Annotated in this window: 14 protein-coding genes; all 14 read right to left on the minus strand. The window is 59.8% G+C overall.

Annotation, left to right across the window (positions count from 1 at the left end; all coding sequences use genetic code 11):
* Nucleotides 1-149: 149 nt before the first annotated feature.
* The 14 genes from tilS to uppS all read right to left on the minus strand — a co-directional run bounded on the left by tilS (nucleotide 150) and on the right by uppS (nucleotide 17,648).
* Entirely contained in the window at nucleotides 150-1,469 is a 1,320-nt protein-coding gene (tilS, locus tag HX807_RS10780; RefSeq protein ID WP_134325831.1) for a tRNA lysidine(34) synthetase TilS, read from the minus strand.
* Nucleotides 1,470-1,644: 175 nt separating this feature from the next.
* Entirely contained in the window at nucleotides 1,645-2,592 is a 948-nt protein-coding gene (locus HX807_RS10785) for an acetyl-CoA carboxylase carboxyltransferase subunit alpha (RefSeq protein WP_003219302.1), read from the minus strand.
* A gap of 139 nt (nucleotides 2,593-2,731) precedes the next feature.
* Nucleotides 2,732-6,253 (minus strand): DNA polymerase III subunit alpha, encoded by a 3,522-nt coding sequence (dnaE, locus tag HX807_RS10790; RefSeq protein ID WP_177049937.1) that lies wholly within the window; start codon nucleotides 6,251-6,253, stop codon nucleotides 2,732-2,734.
* Between the two features lie 75 nt (nucleotides 6,254-6,328).
* On the minus strand, nucleotides 6,329-6,961 hold the full coding sequence (gene rnhB / locus HX807_RS10795; protein ID WP_003219305.1) for a ribonuclease HII: 633 nt from the start codon (nucleotides 6,959-6,961) through the stop codon (nucleotides 6,329-6,331).
* Nucleotides 6,958-8,097 (minus strand): lipid-A-disaccharide synthase, encoded by a 1,140-nt coding sequence (gene lpxB / locus HX807_RS10800; protein ID WP_087694922.1) that lies wholly within the window; start codon nucleotides 8,095-8,097, stop codon nucleotides 6,958-6,960. The genes rnhB and lpxB overlap by 4 nt, the downstream gene beginning before the upstream one ends.
* A gap of 2 nt (nucleotides 8,098-8,099) precedes the next feature.
* The gene (gene lpxA / locus HX807_RS10805; RefSeq protein WP_003219308.1) at nucleotides 8,100-8,876 is read right to left on the minus strand and encodes an acyl-ACP--UDP-N-acetylglucosamine O-acyltransferase; all 777 of its coding nucleotides are present in this window, start codon (nucleotides 8,874-8,876) and stop codon (nucleotides 8,100-8,102) included.
* Complete coding sequence (gene fabZ, locus HX807_RS10810) at nucleotides 8,873-9,313, minus strand: 3-hydroxyacyl-ACP dehydratase FabZ (RefSeq protein ID WP_003219309.1); 441 nt, start codon at nucleotides 9,311-9,313, stop codon at nucleotides 8,873-8,875. Before fabZ ends, lpxA begins: the two co-directional genes overlap by 4 nt.
* A gap of 110 nt (nucleotides 9,314-9,423) precedes the next feature.
* Nucleotides 9,424-10,479 carry a UDP-3-O-(3-hydroxymyristoyl)glucosamine N-acyltransferase gene (lpxD, locus tag HX807_RS10815; protein ID WP_008432224.1) on the minus strand — a complete coding sequence of 352 codons (1,056 nt, stop codon included), beginning with the start codon at nucleotides 10,477-10,479 and terminating at the stop codon, nucleotides 9,424-9,426.
* A 3-nt stretch (nucleotides 10,480-10,482) separates the two neighbouring features.
* A complete protein-coding gene (locus HX807_RS10820) occupies nucleotides 10,483-10,986 on the minus strand; it encodes an OmpH family outer membrane protein (protein WP_003219314.1) in 504 nt (167 codons plus the stop codon).
* Nucleotides 10,987-11,031: 45 nt separating this feature from the next.
* Nucleotides 11,032-13,419 carry an outer membrane protein assembly factor BamA gene (gene bamA / locus HX807_RS10825; protein WP_008432225.1) on the minus strand — a complete coding sequence of 796 codons (2,388 nt, stop codon included), beginning with the start codon at nucleotides 13,417-13,419 and terminating at the stop codon, nucleotides 11,032-11,034.
* Between the two features lie 74 nt (nucleotides 13,420-13,493).
* A complete protein-coding gene (rseP, locus tag HX807_RS10830) occupies nucleotides 13,494-14,846 on the minus strand; it encodes a sigma E protease regulator RseP (protein ID WP_177049939.1) in 1,353 nt (450 codons plus the stop codon).
* Between the two features lie 53 nt (nucleotides 14,847-14,899).
* Nucleotides 14,900-16,090 carry a 1-deoxy-D-xylulose-5-phosphate reductoisomerase gene (gene ispC / locus HX807_RS10835; protein ID WP_177049941.1) on the minus strand — a complete coding sequence of 397 codons (1,191 nt, stop codon included), beginning with the start codon at nucleotides 16,088-16,090 and terminating at the stop codon, nucleotides 14,900-14,902.
* Complete coding sequence (locus HX807_RS10840; RefSeq protein ID WP_177049944.1) at nucleotides 16,087-16,893, minus strand: phosphatidate cytidylyltransferase; 807 nt, start codon at nucleotides 16,891-16,893, stop codon at nucleotides 16,087-16,089. The genes ispC and HX807_RS10840 overlap by 4 nt, the downstream gene beginning before the upstream one ends.
* Nucleotides 16,893-17,648, minus strand: a complete 756-nt coding sequence (gene uppS, locus HX807_RS10845; RefSeq protein WP_003219323.1) for a polyprenyl diphosphate synthase — start codon at nucleotides 17,646-17,648, stop codon at nucleotides 16,893-16,895. The genes HX807_RS10840 and uppS overlap by 1 nt, the downstream gene beginning before the upstream one ends.
* Between the last annotated feature and the right edge of the window lie 3 nt (nucleotides 17,649-17,651).

A 17,651-nucleotide genomic window follows, 5' to 3' on the forward strand; every position in this document is an offset into this window, starting at 1 on the left:
GACCAGCAATGAAACACCGGTACGTTGATCGCTACACATTTTTTGGAATCGCCCAGCAAAGACTGCTTGGTAATCGGCAACTGCTGCGATTCAGGCGAATCCACAGAAGTTGTATCAAGAAGGGAGCGTAGTCTACCGGAAAGGCTCTATCAGCTCAAACCTTGATCGCAGGTTGGTGGCATCCAATGTAATTGCCAGCCGGTACCGCCACCCGCCGCAAGCCCCGGCAGGTTGGCCACAGCCAGCAATTGCTGGCCCTGATACAGCAGCGGCAATCTGCCACGGATGAAGCCTGGCACCGCACTTTCGTTAAGCAAGCGCTTCAGGTCGCGCCGGCCCCGGCCTGGCAATTCCATGATTTCACCGCCCTGGCGATAACGGATGCTCAGGGGGCCTTCGGGTGCACTGCCGCTGAAGCGCACTTGGCCGTTACCGGGTAACTGTAGTGGGTTTTGCGGGTGCGGCCAGCTCACCGATGCGTCAGAAAATTCCGACCAACTGGCAGGTAACCACCAGATAAGTCCACCACAACGGTGCAATTGGCCGTCGGCCAGGCGCCACAGTGGCTGTGCATCGTGTTTGGCGTCGCGCAAGGTCGCCCAGCCGGTCCAGTGGTCGCTATCGGGCAAGCGTGTCAGCGGTGTCAGCCAGTGCCTAAGTGCGTTGCGCTGGCGGGCCTCGGAGAGCGCGGCAAGCGGTTCAAGGGTCAGCGAAGGCAATGCCAGCCAGGGAAACACCGGGTGCTGGCTGGCGGCCAGCAGGTCCATCTGCGCCAGTTCGTCGAGCAAGCCGTGGGCTTCGCTCAGATGTTCGGCGCTGCGGGCCATGGTGCTGACGGCTTGGGGCCAACGTTCAGTCAGGTGTGGGAAAACATGGTGGCGCAGGTAATTGCGGGAGAAACGCGGATCAGCGTTCGACGGGTCTTCGATCCAGGTCAATTGATGTTCACGGGCGTAGGCTTCAAGCTCGGCGCGAGACACATCCAGCAAGGGTCGCACCAGATAGCCATCTGCCAAAGGGCGTTGCGCGGGCATTGCCGCCAGGCCACGCACGCCAGCCCCACGCAACAGCCGAAACAGTAAGGTTTCTGCCTGATCGTCACGGTGCTGGCCCGTGACCAGCAACTCCCCTGCCCCGGTGACCTCGGCAAACGCCTGATACCGCGCGTCACGGGCCGCGCGCTCCAGGCTTGCACCTTGTTGCACTTGCACGCGGATCACCCGCAGAGGCACGCACAAGGCGTCGCACACGGACTGGCAATGGGCCGGCCACGCATCCGCCGCAGCTTGCAGCCCATGATGAACATGGATAGCGCTGAGTGGCGGGAGCTTGTCGATTTTGGCCAGCGTGGCCAGGAGGTGCAGCAGGACGGTGGAGTCGAGGCCGCCGGAGAAGGCGATATGCCAGGCCGGGGCGTTGCGCCAGGGCGCGACGGCTTGCAGGAGCTTGGCGGTTAACGTGGGCTTCATAGCAAAGTACGCCATCAATCTGGAATGCGATAACCAGCATACACAAGGCAAATGTGGGAGCGGGCTTGCTCGCGAATGCAGTGTGTCAGTCGCCAACTATATTGACTGAATCACCGCCTTCGCGAGCAAGCCCGCTCCCACACAAGCCCGCTCCCACATTTAGTAACGCGTCGGCTTAGAGACCGTAGCTCATCAGGCGCTCGTAACGACGGGCCAGCAATGCCTCGTTGTCGAACTTCTTGAGCATCGCCAGCTGCGAGCTGAGTTCGGCACGAATGGTCGCGGCAGCGGCAGCCGGGTCACGGTGGGCGCCGCCCAATGGCTCGGCGATCACTTTATCCACGATACCCAGGCCTTTCAGGCGATCGGCAGTGATGCCCATGGCTTCCGCGGCATCCGGTGCCTTCTCGGCGGTTTTCCACAGGATCGAGGCGCAACCTTCCGGCGAGATCACCGCGTAGGTGGAATATTGCAGCATGTTCAGCTGGTCGCAGACGCCAATCGCCAATGCGCCGCCGGAACCGCCTTCGCCGATCACGGTAGCGATGATTGGCGTCTTCAGGCGCGCCATCACCCGCAGGTTCCAGGCGATCGCTTCGCTCTGGTTGCGCTCTTCAGCGTCGATACCCGGGTAGGCGCCCGGGGTGTCGATGAAGGTCAGGATCGGCATCTTGAAGCGCTCGGCCATTTCCATCAGGCGGCAAGCCTTGCGGTAGCCTTCAGGGCGCGGCATGCCGAAGTTGCGGCGGACTTTCTCGCGCACTTCACGGCCTTTCTGGTGACCGATGACCATCACTGGCTGGTCGTCCAGGCGAGCGATACCGCCCACGATGGCGGCGTCGTCGGAGAAGTGACGGTCGCCGTGCAGCTCATCGAACTCGGTAAAGATATGGTCGATGTAGTCCAGGGTGTACGGACGGCGCGGGTGGCGGGCCAGGCGCGCGATCTGCCAGCTGGTCAGCTTGCCGAAGATGTCTTCGGTAAGCGTGCTGCTCTTGTCTTGCAGGCGAGCGATTTCATCGCCGATATTCAGCGAATTGTCATTGCCGACCAGGCGCAGCTCTTCGATCTTGGCTTGCAGGTCAGCGATCGGCTGTTCGAAATCAAGAAAATTCGGGTTCATAAGCGTCCGTCTTGGGTCGACGGCCAAGGAGTGCCTGGCCAGCCGGTTGTCTATTCGCGCCCTACCTTAAGGGAGAGGCGCGGTTAGGTCGAGATTAAATGTTCGGTCGAGATCAGGCGATCTTCGTACTGCCTGACCGTCAACGGTATTGGAGGAAGACGTTGTCACGCCCGAACTGGTCACGCAATGCTTGAATCAAGCCATCGGCGGGGTCAATTCGCCACGTCTCGCCAAACTGCAACATCGCCTTGGCGTCGTTGCCGGTGTACTCCATGGTCACCGGGCAGGCGCCACGGTGGCGTTTAAGCAAGTCACCCAACCAGCGTAGCTGATCACCTTTGAGCGCATCGGTCTTGACCTTCAGGCGCAGGCTTTCGGCCAGGTTGGTGCGAGCATCTTCCATGCTCATCACGCGCTTGATCCGCAGGCGCAGGCCGCCGGAGAAGTCGTCGTTGCTGACCTCCCCTTCCACCACCACCATCGCGTCGGTCTGCAACAGCGACTGGGCGGAATGGAAGGCATCGGCAAACAGCGAGGCTTCGATCCGGCCCGAGCGGTCGTCGAGGGTGATGAAACCCATCTTGTCGCCCTTTTTATTCTTCATCACCCGCAGCGCGATGATCATGCCTGCGACGGTCTGGGTATCCCGCGCCGGCTTCAGGTCGATGATGCGCTGGCGGGCGAAACGCCGGATTTCACCTTCATATTCGTCAATCGGGTGACCCGTGAGGTACAGGCCCAGGGTGTCTTTCTCACCCTTGAGGCGTTCCTTGAGGGTCAGCTCCTTGGCCTTGCGATGGTTGGCGTAGACGTCGGCATCTTCTTCGACGAACAGCCCGCCAAACAGGTCGGCGTGGCCGCTGTCGTGGGTGCGTGCGGTCTGCTCGGCGGCCTTGATCGCTTCTTCCATGGCGGTCAGCAATACCGCGCGGTTGCGGTCGATATTGGCCTGGTACGCCTTCGGCTCGTCATGGAAGTACGGGCCCAGGCGATCCAGGGCGCCGCTGCGGATCAAGCCATCCAGAGTACGTTTGTTGATGCGCTTGAGGTCGACCCGGGCGCAGAAATCGAACAGGTCCTTGAACGGCCCGTCCTGACGCGCTTCGGTAATCGCCTCCACCGGGCCTTCGCCCACGCCCTTGATCGCGCCGAGGCCATAGATGATGCGGCCTTCGTCGTTCACCGTGAACTTGAACTCGGAAGTGTTCACGTCCGGCGCGTCGAGGCGCAGCTTCATGGTGCGCACTTCCTCGATCAAGGTCACGACCTTGTCGGTGTTGTGCATATCCGCAGACAGTACCGCCGCCATGAACGGCGCCGGGTAGTGAGCCTTCAGCCACGCAGTCTGGTAAGACACCAGGCCATAGGCGGCAGAGTGGGATTTGTTGAAGCCGTAACCGGCGAACTTTTCCACCAGGTCGAAGATGTTACCGGCCAGGTCGGCATCGATGTTGTTGGTGGCGCAACCTTCAATGAAGCCACCGCGCTGCTTGGCCATTTCCTCGGGCTTTTTCTTACCCATGGCTCGACGCAGCATGTCCGCGCCGCCGAGGGTATAGCCGGCCATGACCTGGGCAATCTGCATCACCTGTTCTTGATACAGGATGATGCCGTAGGTCGGTGCCAGTACCGGCTTGAGACCTTCGTACTGGTAGTCGGAGTGCGGGTAAGCCAGCTCGGCACGCCCGTGCTTACGGTTGATGAAGTCATCCACCATGCCCGATTGCAGCGGGCCCGGACGGAACAGGGCCACCAGTGCGATCAAGTCTTCCAGGCAGTCGGGCTTGAGCTTTTTGATCAGCTCTTTCATGCCGCGGGATTCAAGCTGGAACACGGCCGTGGTTTCGGCTTTTTGCAGCAGGCTGTAGGTCGGCTTGTCATCCAGCGGGATAAACGCGATATCCAGCGGTGGCTCATTGACCTTGGCGCGGTCGCGGTTGATGGTCTTCAGCGCCCAGTCGATGATCGTCAGGGTACGCAGGCCGAGGAAGTCGAACTTCACCAGGCCGGCCGCCTCCACGTCGTCCTTGTCGAACTGGGTTACCAGGCCGTCGCCTTCTTCGTCGCAATAGATCGGCGAAAAGTCGGTCAGCTTGGTGGGCGCGATTACTACACCACCGGCGTGTTTACCGACGTTACGCACCACGCCTTCGAGCTTGCGCGCCATGTCCCAGATTTCAGCCGCTTCTTCATCGACCTTGATGAAGTCCCGCAGGATTTCTTCCTGCTCGTAGGCTTTTTCCAGGGTCATGCCGACTTCGAACGGGATCATCTTCGACAGACGGTCTGCCAGGCCATAGGACTTGCCCTGCACCCGGGCCACGTCGCGGATTACCGCTTTCGCCGCCATGGAACCGAAGGTGATGATCTGGCTTACAGCGTTACGGCCGTATTTCTCGGCCACGTATTCGATAACCCGGTCGCGACCATCCATGCAGAAGTCGACGTCGAAGTCGGGCATCGATACCCGTTCCGGGTTAAGGAAACGTTCGAACAGCAGGTCATATTCCAGCGGGTCGAGGTCGGTGATCTTCTGTACATAGGCCACCAGCGACCCGGCACCCGATCCACGGCCTGGGCCCACCGGCACGCCGTTGCTTTTGGCCCACTGGATAAAGTCCATTACGATCAGGAAGTAACCGGGGAACCCCATCTGGATAATGATATCCAGCTCGAAATTCAGCCGGTCGACGTAGACCTGGCGCTTGGCCTCGTAATCTTGCGTGGTGTCCTTGGGCAACAGGACGCTCAGGCGTTCCTCCAAACCGTCGAACGAGACCTTGCGGAAATACTCGTCGATGGTCATGCCATCGGGAATCGGGAAGTTGGGCAGGAAGTGCTTGCCCAGCTTCACTTCAATATTGCAGCGCTTGGCGATTTCGACGGAGTTTTCCAGGGCCTCGGGCAGGTCACTGAACAGCTCGGCCATTTCATCGGCGCTTTTGAGGTACTGCTCTTCGCTGTAGTTTTTCGAGCGGCGCGGATCGTCCAGCGCCCGGCCTTCGCCGATGCATACGCGGGTTTCGTGGGCCTCGAAGTCTTCCTTCTTGATAAAGCGCACATCGTTGGTCGCCACCAGCGGCGCGCCAAGCTTTTCAGCCAGGGCCACAGCGGCGTGCAACTGCTCTTCATCGTTGGGGCGGTTGGTGCGCTGGATTTCCAGGTAGAAACGGTTGGGGAACACCTCCATCCACTCACGGGCGAGCACTTCAGCCTCATGAGGATTGCCGCCCAACAGCGCGATACCGATTTCACCCTCTTTGGCCGCCGAGAGCATGATCAGCCCTTCGCTGGCTTCGGCCACCCACTCGCGCTCGATGATGATCGAGCCATTGCGCTGGCCATCGATAAAGCCACGGGAAATCAGTTCGGTGAGGTTGCGATAACCCACGCCGTTCATCGCCAACAGGCTGATGCGGCTCAGTGGGTTATCCGGGTCCTTGTTCGACAGCCACAGGTCGGCACCGCAGATCGGCTTGATGCCGGCGCCCATGGCGGCCTTGTAGAACTTGACCAGGGAACACATGTTGTTCTGGTCGGTCACCGCCACGGCAGGCATGTTCATGCCCACCAGCGTTTTGACCAGGGGTTTGATCCGTACCAGGCCGTCGACCAGGGAGTATTCAGTGTGCAGGCGCAGGTGAACGAATGAAGCCGGCATAGTGATCCTGTACAAAACGTGGAGACAACAAGGCCCGGATTGTACCGGGCCTTGGCAAAAACATCAGCCTTGCTGCTAAACCTCGATCAGGCTTTCCCGAGCCTCGAAAGCCTGGCGAACCGGGGCAAACGAGCGGCGGTGGATCGGGGTCGGGCCCAGGCGAGCCAAAGCTTCCAGATGAACGGGCGTTGGATAGCCTTTGTGCCCGCCGATGCCGTAGCCGGGATAGATCAATTCGAAAGCCGCCATTTCACGGTCACGGCTGACCTTGGCCAGGATCGATGCAGCGGCAATCGCCGGCACTTTGCTATCACCCTTGACCACCGCTTCTGCGGGCATCGTCAGCTTCGGGCAGCGGTTGCCGTCGATCATCGCCATTTTTGGCGTGATATGCAGGCCTTCAATGGCGCGCTGCATGGCCAGCATGGTGGCGTGCAGGATGTTCAGTTTGTCGATCTCTTCGACTTCAGCGCGGGCGATGTGCCAACTCAGGGCTTTCTCGCAGATCTCGTCGTAGAGTTTTTCGCGACGGGCTTCGGTGAGTTTCTTCGAATCGTTGAGGCCAAGGATCGGACGGTTTGGATCGAGAATCACCGCGGCGGTGACGACTGCGCCGCACAGCGGGCCGCGTCCGACTTCGTCAACACCGGCAACCAGGTCAAGGGCATCGGCGACCAGGCTGAAATCCAGGCCCATTTGCGTCTTCATAGGGCTTCCTGCTTATGACCGATCAACGTCAGCACGGCATCCGCCGCCTGGTTCGACGCATCACGGCGCAAGGTGCGGTGAATTTCGTCGAAACCACGGGTCTGCTCTTCGCCACCGTCGATCAACGGGAAAAGGGTTTGCGCCAGGGCTTCAGGCGTCGCATCGTCCTGCAACAACTCGGGCACCAACAGACGCTGGGCCAGCAAATTCGGCAGGGAGATGTAGGGGCTTTTGACCATACGCTTGAGAATCCAGTAGGTCAGCGGCGCCAGGCGATAGGCAACGACCATTGGGCGCTTGTAGAGCAAGGCCTCAAGGGTCGCGGTGCCGGAGGCGATCAGCACCGCATCGCACGCCGCCAGTGCCAGGTGCGAGCCCCCGTCGAGCAGGGTCAACGGCAAGTTGCGCCCTACAAGCAATTCTTCAATTTGTGCACGGCGCTGAGGACTGGCGCATGGCAATACGAAGCGCACACCCGGCTTCAGCGCCTGCAGGCGTTCGGCTGCATCAAAAAACAGCGCGCCGAGACGACCGACTTCGCCGCCACGGCTCCCCGGCATCAAGGCCACCAGCGGACCTTCGGGCAAACCCAGTTCGGCACGCGCGGCAGCACGGTCGGCCTGCAGAGGAATGGTATCGGCCAGGGTGTGCCCGACAAACCGCACCGGCACGCCCTTCTCTTCGTAGAACCTGGCCTCGAAGGGCAGCAGGGTCAGCATCAAGTCGCAGCCTTCGCGAATCTTGAGCACGCGCTTTTGCCGCCACGCCCACACGGACGGGCTGACGTAATGCACGGTCTTGATCCCGGCCTGACGCAACTTGAGTTCGATATTGAGGGTGAAGTCCGGAGCGTCGATTCCGATAAAGACGTCGGGCTTTTCTTCGATCAGGGTCTGGATCAGCTTTTTGCGGCGAGCCAGCAGCTCACGTAACCGACCCAACACTTCCACCAGCCCCATGACCGACAAGCGCTCCATGGGAAAGTAGGACGTGAGGCCTTCAGCCTGCATCAGCGGACCGCCGACACCGATGAATTCAACCGCCGGATGCTGGAGCTTGAGGGCCCGCATCAAGCCTGCACCGAGAATATCGCCGGAAGCTTCTCCGGCCACCAACGCTATACGCAGCCTGGCCATGATCAGCGGGTGATGCCGCGAGTCGACGACTGGATAGAGTCACGGAATATCGCGACTTCCGGAAACAATGCGGCTGGCTCCGTCAGTTCGATCAAGGCCTGGTCGACCGTCAGCCCCTGGCGGTAAACCACCTTGTAGGCGCGGCGCAGGGCGTGGATCGCGTCTTCGCTGAAGCCCCGACGGCGCATGCCTTCGAAGTTCATGCTGCGGGCCTCGGCCGGGTTGCCGAACACGGTGACGAACGCCGGAACGTCCTTGCCGATGGCGGTACCCATGCCGGAAAAGCTGTGGGCGCCGATATGGCAGTACTGATGCACCAGGGTAAAGCCGGACAGGATCGCCCAATCGTCAACGTGCACATGGCCGGCCAACGCAGTGTTGTTGACCAGGATGCAATGGTTGCCGATTACGCTGTCATGACCGATATGCGCATAAGCCATCACCAGGTTGTGGTCACCCAGGGTGGTCTCGGCACGGTCCTGGACAGTACCGCGGTGAATGGTCACGCCTTCACGGATGATGTTGTGATCACCGATTACCAGACGTGTTTCTTCACCCTTGTACTTCATGTCCGGGGTGTCTTCGCCTATCGATGAGAACTGATAGATACGATTGTGTTTGCCAATCCTCGTCGGGCCTTTGAGGATCACATGCGGCCCGATGACTGTCCCCTCGCCGATTTCCACACCTGCGCCGACGATCGACCAAGGGCCGACCTCAACGTCGGCGGCCAGTACGGCCGTCGGATCGATGATTGCGCGAGGGTCAATCAAACTCATAGTTTGCGTTCCGCACAGATGATTTCAGCCGAGCACACCGGCTTGCCGTCGACCGAGGCCTGGCATTCGAACTTCCAGATCTGGCGCTTGCAGCTGATGAACTTGGCTTCAAGGATCAACTGGTCACCCGGAGTTACCGGGTTGCGGAAGCGCAGTTTGTCAGAGCCCACGAAATAGTAGAGCGTGCCATCGGCAGGCTTCAGGTCGAGCATTTTGAAACCAAGGATACCGGCAGCCTGGGCCATCGCTTCGATGATCAATACGCCTGGCATGATGGGATGCGCAGGGAAGTGACCGTTGAAGAACGGTTCGTTGATGCTGACATTCTTGTAGGCACGAATGCGCTTTTCCTCAACATTGAGGTCCGTGACCCGGTCCACCAGCAGGAACGGGTAACGGTGAGGCAGGTATTCGCGAATCTCGTTGATGTCCATCATTTCGGGGGGAAGCCTGTAATAAAGATTGGGAGCGTGCGGACTAAGGCACGCCCCTCTAGCAAATCAAGGAGGCAGTCTAGCGGCTGTGCACACTTGATATGGAAATGGTATCAGCCATCTGATGAAGCATTACCGTCAGGGGTCACGTCCCCAACACGCTTTTCCAGATGTTTCAGGCGCCGAGCGATATCGTCGAGCTGCCTCAGACGCGCCGCGCTCTTGCGCCATTCGGCCGCAGGCTGCATGGCCGTACCGGATGAATAGGACCCAGGCTCGGTAATCGAATGGGTCACCATGGTCATGCCGGTGATGAATACGTTGTCGCACACTTCGATATGGCCCACCAGGCCAACACCCCCGGCGAGCATGCAATGCTTGCCGATCCTGGTGCTGCCGGAGATCCCCACGCAGGCGGCCATGGCGGTGTGATCGCCAATCTGCACGTTGTGGGCGATCTGAATCTGGTTATCCAGTTTCACGCCGTTACCAATGACGGTATCGGCCAGGGCCCCGCGGTCAACGGCAGTGTTGACGCCAATTTCAACGTCATCGCCAATCAACACGCCGCCCACTTGGGCAATCTTGTGCCAGACCCCCTTCGAGTTGGCGAAGCCGAAGCCCTCGCCGCCAATCACGGCACCGGACTGAATCACCACACGCTCACCGATACGCACGTCGTGGTACAGGGTCACACGCGGAGCCAGCCAGCCACCGGCACCAATCTCGCTGCGCGCGCCGATAAAACACTGGGCACCCAGCGTTACACCCGCCCCGATGCGTGCACCGCTTTCAATCACCACAAAAGCACCGATGCTCGCGGCAGGGTCAACCTGAGCGTCATCGGCGATCACCGCCGTCGGATGGATACCGGCGGGGGCCTTGGGTTTCGGATCGAACAGGTGCGACACCCGGGCATACGCCAGGTACGGATCGGCAACAACCAGCGCGTCCCCGGCAAAACCTTCGGCGTCAGCGGCCTTCAGCAGCACGGCTGCGGCGCGGCTTTCGCCCAGGTATTTACGGTATTGGGGGTTTGCCAGGAAGCTCAACTGAGCTGGGCCAGCCTCCTGCAAGGTGGCTAGCCCAGTGATTTCCTTCTCCGCGGAGCCACGCAAGGTGGCTCCCAGGAACTCGGCCAATTGGCCGAGCTTGATAGTCGCAGTCATGGCTTACTTCAGCTGATTCATGCGCTCGATCACCTGACGGGTGATGTCGTACTGAGGTTTAACGTCGATGACTGCACCGCGTTCGAATACCAGGTCAAAGGCACCTTTCTTGATGACTTCTTCCACAGCGCTGTCGAGTTTCGGCTTCAGCTGCTTGAGCATTTCGCGGTCGGCAACAGCCTTGGCTTCGTTCAGCTCCTTGGACTGGAACTGGTAGTCACGGGCCTTTTGCTTGAATTCAAGCTCCAGACGCTCGCGCTCGCCTTGCTGCATCTTGTCGCCACCGGCTACCAGACGATCCTGGATGCCCTTGGCGCTGCTTTCCAGCGTCTTGAGCTTGGTCAGTTGAGGACCGAATTTCTTCTCGGCATCTACGGCATACTTCTTGGCCGCATCGGATTCCAGCAGCGCCATCTGATAGTTCAGAACGGCAATTTTCATTTCGGCAAAGGCCGGGGTCGCTACCAGGACAGTCGCCAGGAGAACCAATTGAGTCAACTTACGCACGATGCACTCCTACAGAATCCGTTGTCGTTATCTTGGGTCAGACGCTTAGAACGTCTGGCCGAGGGAGAATTGGAAAATCTGGGTTTCAGCGTTATCCGGTTTCTTGACCGGCATGGCCAGAGCAAAGCTCAATGGGCCAAGCGCGGTAACCCAGGTCACACCGACACCGACAGAGCTTGCCAGGTTGCTGAAGCTCACGTCGTTGCACTGCGTGTTGGACTTCGAGCCATTCGGGTTGGTGACCTGTTCGCACTTGGAGTCGAACACGTTACCCACATCCCAGAAGACCGAAGTACGCAGGGAACGTTGATCTTTAACGAATGGCAGCGGGAACAGAATCTCAGCACCACCCTGGATCAGCACGTTACCACCGAATGGCAGCGGGTCGTTGTCCGAGTCAGCCACAGTCCCCTGGTTACCGGTCACACCCACGCCACGGCTTGGGGTACCACGAGGACCCAAGGTGCTGTCTTTGAAACCACGTACCGAGTTGAAACCACCCGCATAGTAGTTCTCATAGAACGGCAAGCCGCTGGTCGAACCGTAACCGTCGCCATAACCCAGCTCGGTGTGCAGGCGCATGGTGTAGTTTTCGCTCAAAGGCTGGAACAACTGGCCACGGTAGTCGAGTTTGAAGAACGACAGGTCGCTGCCCGGCGTGGTGGCTTCCAGAGTCAGGCTCTGGGAATGGCCGCGGGTCGCCAGTACACCTTTGTTCAGGGTCGATTCCGACCAACCGGCCGAAGCCTTGAAGTTCAGGAACTGGTCGCCTTCTTTACGCACGAAGTTGAAGATCTCATCCACGGTGTACACACCGGTCTTGATCTTGTCCTGCTGCGCGGTCAGGCCGAAGGTCAAACGCGAGGTCTCACTGATCGGGTAACCAATGTTGGCACCAACACCGAAGCTGTCGATTGCATAGCTTGCAACGTCAACGTCGAGGTCTTTGTAGTCGGTTGTGCGATAGAAGGCGTTGTAGCCCAGGCTCACGCCGTCAGCAGTCCAGTAGGGGTCGACATAACCGAAGTTATAGCGGCTCTGGTATTCGCTTCGGGTCAGGCCGATGGAAACCTTGTTACCGGTACCGAGGAAGTTGTTCTGGGTGATCGAACCACCGAGGATCAGGCCGGCACTCTGGGCGAAACCGACACTGGCGGTAATCGAACCGGAGGCTTGCTCTTCTACGGCGTAGTTCACGTCAACCTGGTCATCCACACCCGGTACAGCCGGGGTTTCAACGTTGACTTCCTTAAAGAAGCCCAGGCGCTCAAGGCGAACCTTGGACTGGTCGATCAGGTAAGTCGACGCCCAGCCACCTTCCATCTGACGCATTTCGCGGCGCAGCACTTCGTCGGCAGACTTGGTGTTGCCACGGAAGTTGATGCGGTTCACGTAGGCACGCTTGCCCGGGTCTACAACGAAGGTGATGTCCACGGTGTGGTCTTCGTCGTGCGGGGTCGGTACGCCGTTGACGTTGGCGAAGGTATAGCCTTCGTTACCCAGGCGACGGGTGATCAGCTCGGAGGTGGTGGTCATCAGCTTGCGCGAGAACACCTGGTCCTTCTGCACCAGCAACAGGGACTTGACCTGGTCTTCAGGCACTTTCAAGTCGCCGCTGAGCTTGACGTCACGAACCTTGTACTTCTCGCCTTCGTTGACGTTGACAGTGATATAGACGTGCTTCTTGTCCGGGGTGATGGACACCTGGGTCGAAGCGATATCCATGTTGATATAGCCGCGGTCCAGGTAGTAGGAACGCAGGCGCTCCAGGTCACCGGAGAGTTTTTCACGGGCATACTTGTCATCGTTCTTGAAGAACGACAGCCAGTTGGTGGTCTTGAGTTCGAACAGGTCGATCAGGTCGTCATCAGCAAACTTGGTGTTACCCACCACGTTGATGTGCTGGATGGCCGCCACGGTGCCTTCGTTGATGTTGACCTTCAGGCCGACGCGGTTACGCGGTTGCGGCACCACTTCGGTCTCGACGGTAGCCGAGTAACGACCCTGGGCAACGTACTGGCGTTGCAGTTCGTTACGCACGCCTTCGAGGGTGGCACGCTGGAAGATCTCGCCTTCGGCAAGGCCGGATTGCTTGAGGCCTTTCATCAAGTCCTCAGTGGAGATCGCCTTGTTGCCTTCGATCTCGATACTGGCGACAGAAGGTCGCTCGACGACAGTGATGACGAGGACGTTACCTTCGCGACCCAGTTGGATATCTTGAAAGAACCCGGTTTTGAACAGCGCACGAGTGGATTCCACCAGGCGACGGTCATCAGCCTGTTCCCCGACGTTCAACGGCAAGGCACCAAAGACGCTACCCGCGGAAACCCGCTGGAGGCCGTTGACGCGAATATCGGAGATGGTGAAGGACTCGGCGTGAACTTCGGCGATCATCAATACGGTGAGAACCGCAGTTAGCAGCAGACGTTTCATGAAGTCCTTTCTTATTCCAACTGGCAATAAACAAACTGCCGCAAAATGCGGCAGATTCGCAATTCAGCGAAGCGTTACAGTCGTCCCAGATCGTTGACCAGGGCTAATAACATCACCCCGACCACCAAACTGATACCGATCTGTATCCCCCAACCCTGCACCCGATCCGACAAGGGGCGACCACGCGCCCACTCGACCAGATAAAACAACAGATGCCCCCCATCCAATACTGGAATGGGCAACAAATTCAGAACCCCAAGGCTAATACTCAGATAAGCCAGGAAATTCAGGAAATCTACAACGCCCGACTGCGCAGAAGCGCCCGCCACTTTAGCAATGGTTATCGGTCCACTCAAGTTTTTTACCGAGAGCTCGCCGAACAACATTTTCTTGAGGGAATCGAGGGTCAGCACACTCATGGTCCAGGTGCGTCTCGCACCCTCGCCAATCGCCGCCAACGGCCCGAAGCTGACCTCTCGAACCATCGAAGGTGGCCAATCGACACCTTTGACGCCGGCCCCCAGGTAACCCCCGGCTGCCTTGGCTTCCCCACGAACCGCCAGGGTCACAGGGACGTCGATTTGAGCACCATCGCGCTCAACTTTCAGCACAATTTTGGTATCAGGGCGTACACGCACCAGGTCGACCACCTGCTGCCAGTCACCCAGCGCCTGGCCATCGAGGGCCAGCAGGCGATCACCGGTTTTCAGACCCGCGGCCTGGGCCGGCCCCTTCGGATCCAGCTCCGCCAGCACCGGCGGCAAGGCCGGACGCCATGGGCGAATGCCCAGGGATTTGATCGGGTCAGGCTCATCGGAGCCTTTCAGCCAGTGGTCCAGGGCCAGCTCGCGCGAGGTTTCGGTGGTGGAATCCTGATCGCGCACCACCAGTTTCACGATGCCGCTTTCACCCAGGCGACGCACCAACTGCAAATTGACGGCACCCCAGCCGGTGGTTGGTTCGCCATCAACTGCAACAATTTCTTGCCCGGCAGTCAGGCCGGCCTTCGCCGCCATGCTGTCGGCCTCGACGGCACCGATCACCGGACGCACCTGCTGGCTACCCAACATGGCCAGGGCCCAGAAGAACACCATCGCCAACAGGAAATTCGCGATCGGGCCTGCCGCGACGATGGCGATGCGCTGACGAACGGTCTTGCGGTTGAAGGATTGATCCAACTGATCAGCCGGCACTTCGCCTTCGCGCTCGTCGAGCATCTTGACGTAGCCGCCCAATGGAATGGCCGCAATTACGAACTCGGTGCCACGACGGTCGTGCCAGCGCAGCAACGGCATGCCGAAGCCTACGGAAAAGCGCAGTACCTTGACGCCGCAACGACGCGCGACCCAGAAATGGCCGAACTCGTGGAAGGTAACCAGCACACCCAGAGCAACCAGGGTGCCGACAATCATGTAGAGCGCACTCATCTAATTTCTCCGCATTTCAATCCAGTGCCTGAAGGCTTGAACACACCCAGAGGCTAACGCGTATTGCGGCTCAACCACTGCTCGGTCAAGGCCCGGGCCTTTGCATCCGCTTCGAACACCGCGCCCAGATCATTCACCGGGACGACGGGCTCAAGGCTCAAAACGTCCTCGATGATACCCGCGATCTGCGGAAAGCGGATGCGCCGGTCCAGAAACGCCGCCACAGCCACTTCATTGGCCGCATTCAGCATCGCCGGGGCACTGTTACCCGCCTCCGCAGCTTGCCGCGCAAGACGCAGGCAAGGGAAGCGTTGCTCGTCGGGCGCTTCGAAGTCCAGACGGGCAATGGCAAACAGATCCAGCGGCGCAACACCCGAGTCAATCCGCTCAGGCCATGCCAGGGCATTGGCGATCGGCGTACGCATGTCCGGATTGCCCAGTTGGGCCAATACCGAGCCATCCACATAGTCCACCAGGGAATGAATCACACTTTGCGGGTGGATCACCACCTCGACCTGGTCCGGCCGGGCATCGAACAACCAGCAGGCCTCAATCAGCTCCAGGCCCTTGTTCATCATGCTCGCTGAATCCACCGAGATCTTGCGCCCCATGGACCAGTTCGGGTGAGCGCACGCCTGATCGGGAGAAACATGCTCCAGATCGGCCAGCGGCGTCTGCCGGAACGGACCACCGGAGGCTGTCAGCAGAATCCGGCGCACGCCGACCTGGCTCAACCCGCGGGCGAAATCACCAGGCATGCATTGGAAAATCGCGTTGTGCTCGCTGTCGAGCGGCAACAGCACGGCGCCGCTCTTGCGCACCGCCTGCATGAAGAGTGCCCCGGACATCACCAGGGCTTCTTTGTTGGCCAGCAGAATCTTCTTGCCCGCATCAACGGCCGCCAGGGTCGGGCGCAAGCCGGCAGCGCCGACAATCGCCGCAACCACGGTGTCGACCTCAGGGTCTGCCGAAACCTGGCACAACCCCTCCTCCCCCACCAATACCTGAGTCGCCATGCCCGCAGCGCGCAAGTCATCCTGCAAACCACGTGCAACTGCCGCTTCGGGCACTACTGCGTATTGCGGCGCGTGCCGCACACACAGTGCCAGCAGTTCACTCAGGCGACTGAAACCGGTCAAGGCGAATACTTGATAACGCTCGGGATGACGGGCAATCACATCCAGGGTGCTTAGCCCCACCGAGCCGGTAGCGCCCAGCACGGTTACCTGTTGCAGGCGGCTCACGAGGCAGCCATCCACAGCAGTACGGCAAAGATCGGGATCGCGGCAGTCAGGCTGTCGATACGGTCCAGCACGCCACCGTGACCCGGCAGCAGGTTACTGCTGTCCTTGATCCCGGCCTGGCGCTTGAACATGCTTTCGGTCAGGTCACCGACCACCGAGATGAACACCACCACGGCTGCGCCCACCAGGCCCAGGAGCATTTCCTTGACGGTCCAGCCACGCACCACACCGACCACCACGGTAATCACCAGGGTCAACGCCAGGCCGCCATATACGCCTTCCCAGCTTTTGCCCGGACTGACCGCCGGCGCCAGCTTGCGCTTGCCGAAGGCACGCCCGGAGAAATAGGCGCCGATATCGGCACCCCACACCAGGACCATCACCGCCATGATCAGCCAGTTACCCAGTTGCATGTGCTTGATGTAGACCAGGCCTTGCCAGGCAGGCAACAGAATCAAAAGGCCAATCACCAGCTTGCAGGCGACACTGGACCAATGACTGCTGGTGCCCGGATAGGTCAGCACCAGATAGGTCGCCAACGCCCACCACAACACCGCCGCCCCCAGCACCCAGGGCGCCACGTCCGGCAGGATGTACATCAGGAACATCAACAACGCCACGACAGCGGCATACACCACACGAGGCAACTGCGCGGCGAAACCCGCCAGGCGCGCCCATTCCCAGGCACCCAGGGTCACAACCAGGCCGATGAACCGCGCGAAGTTCGCACCTTCAAGCAGGAAAAACCCGCACAGGGCAATAGGCAGCAGGATCAGCGCCGTGATGATTCGTTGTTTAAGCATTAAACCCGGGCTCCAGCTTCGATCTGCTCGCTCGTTTTACCGAAGCGACGCTGACGGGAAGCGAAATCGGCCAGCGCATTGCGCATGGCATCGTGTTTGAAGTCCGGCCAGAACAGGTCGGAGAAGTACAGTTCGGTATAGGCCAACTGCCACAACAGGAAGTTGCTGATGCGATGGTCGCCACCGGTACGAATGCACAGGTCCGGCAACGGCAGGTCGCCGGTCACCAGGCAGGTTTGCAAGAGTTCGGGGGTAATGTCTTCCGGACGCAGATGGCCGGCCTGCACTTCCCGCGCCAGACGCTGCGCGGCCTGGGCAATATCCCACTGGCCGCCGTAGTTGGCTGCGATCTGCAGCACAAAACGGTTGCTGCCGGCAGTGATCGCCTCGGCTTCGCGCATGGCCGCCTGCAGCTCCGGATGAAACCGCGAACGGTCACCGATGATACGCAGGCTGATGTTGTTCTCGTTCAGGCGCTTGGCCTCGCGGCGCAGGGCCTTGAAGAACAGGTCCATCAAGGCACTGACCTCCTCGGCCGGGCGCTGCCAGTTTTCACTGGAGAACGCGAACAGGGTCAATACTTCGACCTTGGCCTCGGCGCACACCTCGATCACGGCTCGTACAGCGTCGACACCCGCCTTATGCCCGGCAACGCCCGGCATAAAGCGCTTCTTCGCCCAGCGATTATTCCCGTCCATGATGATCGCGACATGGCGCGGCACCACGGAGGGCACAGTCTGCTTGGTCTTTTCCATGAA

This window comes from Pseudomonas sp. D8002, from assembly GCF_013385695.1.
GTDB lineage: Bacteria > Pseudomonadota > Gammaproteobacteria > Pseudomonadales > Pseudomonadaceae > Aquipseudomonas.

What these genes read in the sequence shown, in the direction of transcription:
- tilS (WP_134325831.1), bottom strand. Translation starts at nt 1,469, where the DNA reads ATGAAGCCCACGTTAACCGCCAAGCTCCTGCAAGCCGTCGCGCCCTGG.
- HX807_RS10785 (WP_003219302.1), bottom strand. Translation starts at nt 2,592, where the DNA reads ATGAACCCGAATTTTCTTGATTTCGAACAGCCGATCGCTGACCTGCAA.
- dnaE (WP_177049937.1), bottom strand. Translation starts at nt 6,253, where the DNA reads ATGCCGGCTTCATTCGTTCACCTGCGCCTGCACACTGAATACTCCCTG.
- rnhB (WP_003219305.1), bottom strand. Translation starts at nt 6,961, where the DNA reads ATGAAGACGCAAATGGGCCTGGATTTCAGCCTGGTCGCCGATGCCCTT.
- lpxB (WP_087694922.1), bottom strand. Translation starts at nt 8,097, where the DNA reads ATGGCCAGGCTGCGTATAGCGTTGGTGGCCGGAGAAGCTTCCGGCGAT.
- lpxA (WP_003219308.1), bottom strand. Translation starts at nt 8,876, where the DNA reads ATGAGTTTGATTGACCCTCGCGCAATCATCGATCCGACGGCCGTACTG.
- fabZ (WP_003219309.1), bottom strand. Translation starts at nt 9,313, where the DNA reads ATGATGGACATCAACGAGATTCGCGAATACCTGCCTCACCGTTACCCG.
- lpxD (WP_008432224.1), bottom strand. Translation starts at nt 10,479, where the DNA reads ATGACTGCGACTATCAAGCTCGGCCAATTGGCCGAGTTCCTGGGAGCC.
- bamA (WP_008432225.1), bottom strand. Translation starts at nt 13,419, where the DNA reads ATGAAACGTCTGCTGCTAACTGCGGTTCTCACCGTATTGATGATCGCC.
- rseP (WP_177049939.1), bottom strand. Translation starts at nt 14,846, where the DNA reads ATGAGTGCGCTCTACATGATTGTCGGCACCCTGGTTGCTCTGGGTGTG.
- HX807_RS10840 (WP_177049944.1), bottom strand. Translation starts at nt 16,893, where the DNA reads ATGCTTAAACAACGAATCATCACGGCGCTGATCCTGCTGCCTATTGCC.
- uppS (WP_003219323.1), bottom strand. Translation starts at nt 17,648, where the DNA reads ATGGAAAAGACCAAGCAGACTGTGCCCTCCGTGGTGCCGCGCCATGTC.